Raw genomic sequence first — 3625 nt, 5'->3', positions numbered from 1 at the left:
GTTAGCTATATTTTTTTACTTTGCAACAGAACCACATTTACGGTATCAGTCAAAAAGAAACAATAAGGTAAATTAAAATGAATAATATATACAATTAACTACTCATAATCATCGATTATGTTAATTACTGTCAGATATTAGTTGAATAAACTTCAGGAGATATACATAACTATATATAATGGAGATATTATTTTTAGTTATATTTAGCATATTTAAATAATGTTAATTTATCTGATAAAATAGCCTCACCATACTTTTCAAACCCTAAAGATTCATAGAAGTGGTAATTTCTACAATTTTTATGAGGAGTATAAACGGTCTATTTATTTTTATTAGTAAATTTTTAGAAAATCATTTTCATAGTTAATTTACCAATTCCATTATTCTGTTCATTTTGAGAAATGAAAATTTTATATAAATGTTGACTATTATGTTTTCTTTAATTTCAAATGCGCCAACTATATTTTCTTCTGAAAAAATCGTAGAGTGTTGATTTGTGGTTATATCGTGTTGTAAGTCTTCCAAAGTTTCACAATATGGACTCGTTAAATACAATAACCCAACCATAATAGAAATTTTTGGTTTTCATCTATTATTCACCTCTAAAATAAAACTCATTCCGTGAAAGGATTAAGTTAGACAGACTATTTTACAATAACAACGGGAATTTCTGAACGTTTTGCTACTTTGTGACTGACGCTACCTAACACCATTTCTTGCAAACTATTTAATCCACGTGTTCCTAAAACAATAGCTTGAAATTCTCCACTATTGGCAACTGAAACAACTGTGTCCGCAGGAACACCATGTGCAATTTTCATTTCATATTTTACATTATGCTCTACAAATAACTCAGTGATATGAGAGAGTTTGTCTTCTCTTTCATTCGTCAAACTGGAACTTTGTTTACCATGTAAAACATCTGTTTTCGATTCCTCAACATCTACAACTGTAAGAATAGTAACAATCGTATTATCATCTATAAAATTTAAAACCTCTTTTGCTGAACGCAAACTATTCTCTGATCCATCTGCTGCTAATAAAATTGATTTATACATAAATAACGCTCCTTTAGTTTAAATGATTTTCATTTAGTTGGCTTAACTCTGAAACAACTTTACGACTATCTGAATTTAATTTTTCTACACGAACAATATTATTTTTTTCTTCGAATTTTCGTACTATCGTGTCAATTGCATCTACTGCAGAATCATCCCATAAGTGTGCATTATTGAAGTTTAATTCTATGGTACTATTTTCAATCTCAAAGTTTATTTGCTCCATCATAGAATCAATAGAAACAAAAAAGATTTGTCCTTTAAAAGATAATCGGTTTATTTTACCGAACTCTTCAGAAATAACTTCTACTTTTGAAATTTTAGTAGCAAAGAATAAAGCACTGAAAACAACGCCTGCAACAACACCTAAAGCTAAATTATGCGTCATTAAAACAATAATCACTGTAATAAGCATAACGACTGCATCCGTTTTTGGTGCTTTCTTAATATATTTAAAGGAATTCCAATCAAATGTACCAACAGAAACCATAACCATAATACCTGCTAAAATTGGCATTGGAACTTGAACTACAAGTCCTCCAAGTACAATAATCATAAATATAAGTACAATACCCGCTGTAAATGTAGACAATCTACTGTTTGCACCTGATTTAACATTGATGACGGATTGACCAATCATGGCACAACCTCCCATGCCACCGAATAATCCGGTAATCATGTTAGCGATACCTTGACCACAGGACTCTCTATTTTTACTACTATAAGTATCTGTAGCATCGTCTACAATTTTAGCTGTAAGTAAGCTCTCAACTAAACCTACAATAGCCATAGATAAAGAGTAAGGGAAAATAATTTGAAGAGTTTCTAAATTAAAGGGAACATTAGGGATTAAAAAGTGAGGGAAAGCTTGTTTGATATTACCTAAATCTCCCACAGTTCTAACGTCAGAACCTGTATACATATAAAGGGCAGTCAATACGATAATAGCTATTAATGGTGCAGGTATAGCTTTAAAAAATCTTGGAATTATATATACGATGAGTAACGTTACAATTACATATATATAAGTTGAAATTGATATCCCAAAAATATGTTCTATTTGAGACATAAAAATCATGATTCCTAGAGCATTCACAAAACCTATCATGACAGAACGAGGTATAAATTTCATTAGACGACCTACTTTAAGAAGTCCTAAAATTAATTGAATTAACCCCATCAGTATAGTAGCAGCTAGAAGATACTCTACACCGTAATCTTTCACAAGTGGCACAATTAATAAGGCAATAGCCCCTGTTGCACCTGATATCATCGCCGCTCTACCACCTACAATAGCAGTGACGACAGCAATAATGAACGAAGTATATAAACCAACCATAGGATCTACACCAGCAATGATGGAGAATGCGATAGCTTCAGGGATTAAAGCTAAGGCAACTACAATACCTGCAAGTATGTTTTTGCCTGGCTGGTTAAGCCATTCATTTTTTAATTTTTCAACCATAACTTACTCTCCTTTTTATTTAATTATATTGTAAAGTATATCAGAAAAGTTTCATATGTATACCCCTTAATGAAACTTTGTGTTAAACTTTAGCTACAGGGTGGTGCAATTAAATGAAATACGGTTATATTAGACCCGTTACAATAAACGACGATTTAAATGAACAAAAAAAGAAAATAGAAACTCATACAAATGAAATTGTTGAAGAAATTCATGCTAATAATAAGAAGAGGAATATATTAGATGTTCTTTTAAATGAAAAATTAGTTCCTGGAGATATGTTATACGTTACGGATTTATGTATTCTTGCAGATTCTACGAAACATTTAGTAGATATATTAGATTATCTTTCTCAGGAGGATATATCTTTATATGTTATTAATTTAAATCGTTACATTTATAAAGACATCAAAGGTGAATTTATAGAGATATTACATGATATCACAGACTTTCAAAGTGATATTGTTAAATTTAGAACTCGTGTAGGATTAGAGAATTATTCAAAAGATGGAAAAACTTTAGGAAGACCAAAGCGAGATGATAAAAATCTTAGAGATGCTATTGAAATGTATATGAGCAAAAAATACACTTTAGATGAGATAAAAGAACAGACAAACATAAGTAGGGCAACTTTGTATCGTCATCTAGATAAATAAGAGGTGATGAACGTTGTTACAAGATATAGTCTATAAAGTATTGTTATCGATTCGAGAAGAAAATAGCGTAGATTTTAAAACGTTGGATGTGAGTGAAAAACCTTTTCTATTAGCACTTGAGAGCGTAGCAGGGGAAGATTTAGCACAAAAAATTTCTAAATTTCAAATAACTATACATAAAAGGCTTTTTGTTTTATAAAATTAATGTTCTGTTCTTTCCCTTTTGATTCTATAAATTGTTTGACGTGTAATACCCACGTCTTTGGCTATCTTACTAATAGATTCTCCTTTATTTAGTAGCTCAATAACACGATGGTAAACAATTCTCTTGTGAGGATTTTTAGCATTAGGTGAATATAGTAAAGGGCGTCCTTTATACACACCTTTTTCTTTCGCAATTTTAATCCCTTGCGCTTGTCTACGTTTACTTTCATTTCGTTCTTGTT

5 protein-coding genes are annotated in these 3625 nt (G+C 30.7%); 2 read left to right on the top strand and 3 right to left on the bottom strand.

Annotated elements, in window-relative coordinates:
- Nucleotides 1-644: 644 nt before the first annotated feature.
- A complete protein-coding gene (locus tag HMPREF2937_RS08215; RefSeq protein WP_000278297.1) occupies nucleotides 645-1058 on the bottom strand; it encodes a universal stress protein in 414 nt (137 codons plus the stop codon).
- Nucleotides 1059-1071: 13 nt separating this feature from the next.
- On the bottom strand, nucleotides 1072-2523 hold the full coding sequence (locus tag HMPREF2937_RS08210; RefSeq protein WP_000229535.1) for a SulP family inorganic anion transporter: 1452 nt from the start codon (nucleotides 2521-2523) through the stop codon (nucleotides 1072-1074).
- Nucleotides 2524-2636: 113 nt separating this feature from the next.
- Between HMPREF2937_RS08210 and HMPREF2937_RS08205 the strand changes: the two genes are divergently transcribed.
- Nucleotides 2637-3179: a recombinase family protein gene (locus HMPREF2937_RS08205; protein WP_000873696.1), complete on the top strand. Its 543-nt coding sequence runs from the start codon at nucleotides 2637-2639 to the stop codon at nucleotides 3177-3179.
- A 13-nt stretch (nucleotides 3180-3192) separates the two neighbouring features.
- Nucleotides 3193-3378 carry a hypothetical protein gene (locus HMPREF2937_RS08200; RefSeq protein ID WP_000938699.1) on the top strand — a complete coding sequence of 62 codons (186 nt, stop codon included), beginning with the start codon at nucleotides 3193-3195 and terminating at the stop codon, nucleotides 3376-3378.
- Between the two features lie 2 nt (nucleotides 3379-3380).
- Here HMPREF2937_RS08200 and HMPREF2937_RS08195 read toward each other — a convergent pair.
- Nucleotides 3381-3625: helix-turn-helix domain-containing protein (locus HMPREF2937_RS08195; RefSeq protein ID WP_141762344.1), on the bottom strand; the 245-nt coding region annotated here is incomplete at its 5' end.

This window comes from Staphylococcus sp. HMSC061G12 (assembly GCF_001838465.1).
GTDB lineage: Bacteria > Bacillota > Bacilli > Staphylococcales > Staphylococcaceae > Staphylococcus > Staphylococcus simulans.
Note: the sequence above shows the minus strand (reverse complement) of the source record. Positions and strands in the feature narration are given on the sequence as shown.

Coding starts and splice junctions, on each gene's coding strand:
- HMPREF2937_RS08215 (WP_000278297.1), bottom strand. CDS start 1,058: ATGTATAAATCAATTTTATTAGCAGCAGATGGATCAGAGAATAGTTTG.
- HMPREF2937_RS08210 (WP_000229535.1), bottom strand. CDS start 2,523: ATGGTTGAAAAATTAAAAAATGAATGGCTTAACCAGCCAGGCAAAAAC.
- HMPREF2937_RS08205 (WP_000873696.1), top strand. CDS start 2,637: ATGAAATACGGTTATATTAGACCCGTTACAATAAACGACGATTTAAAT.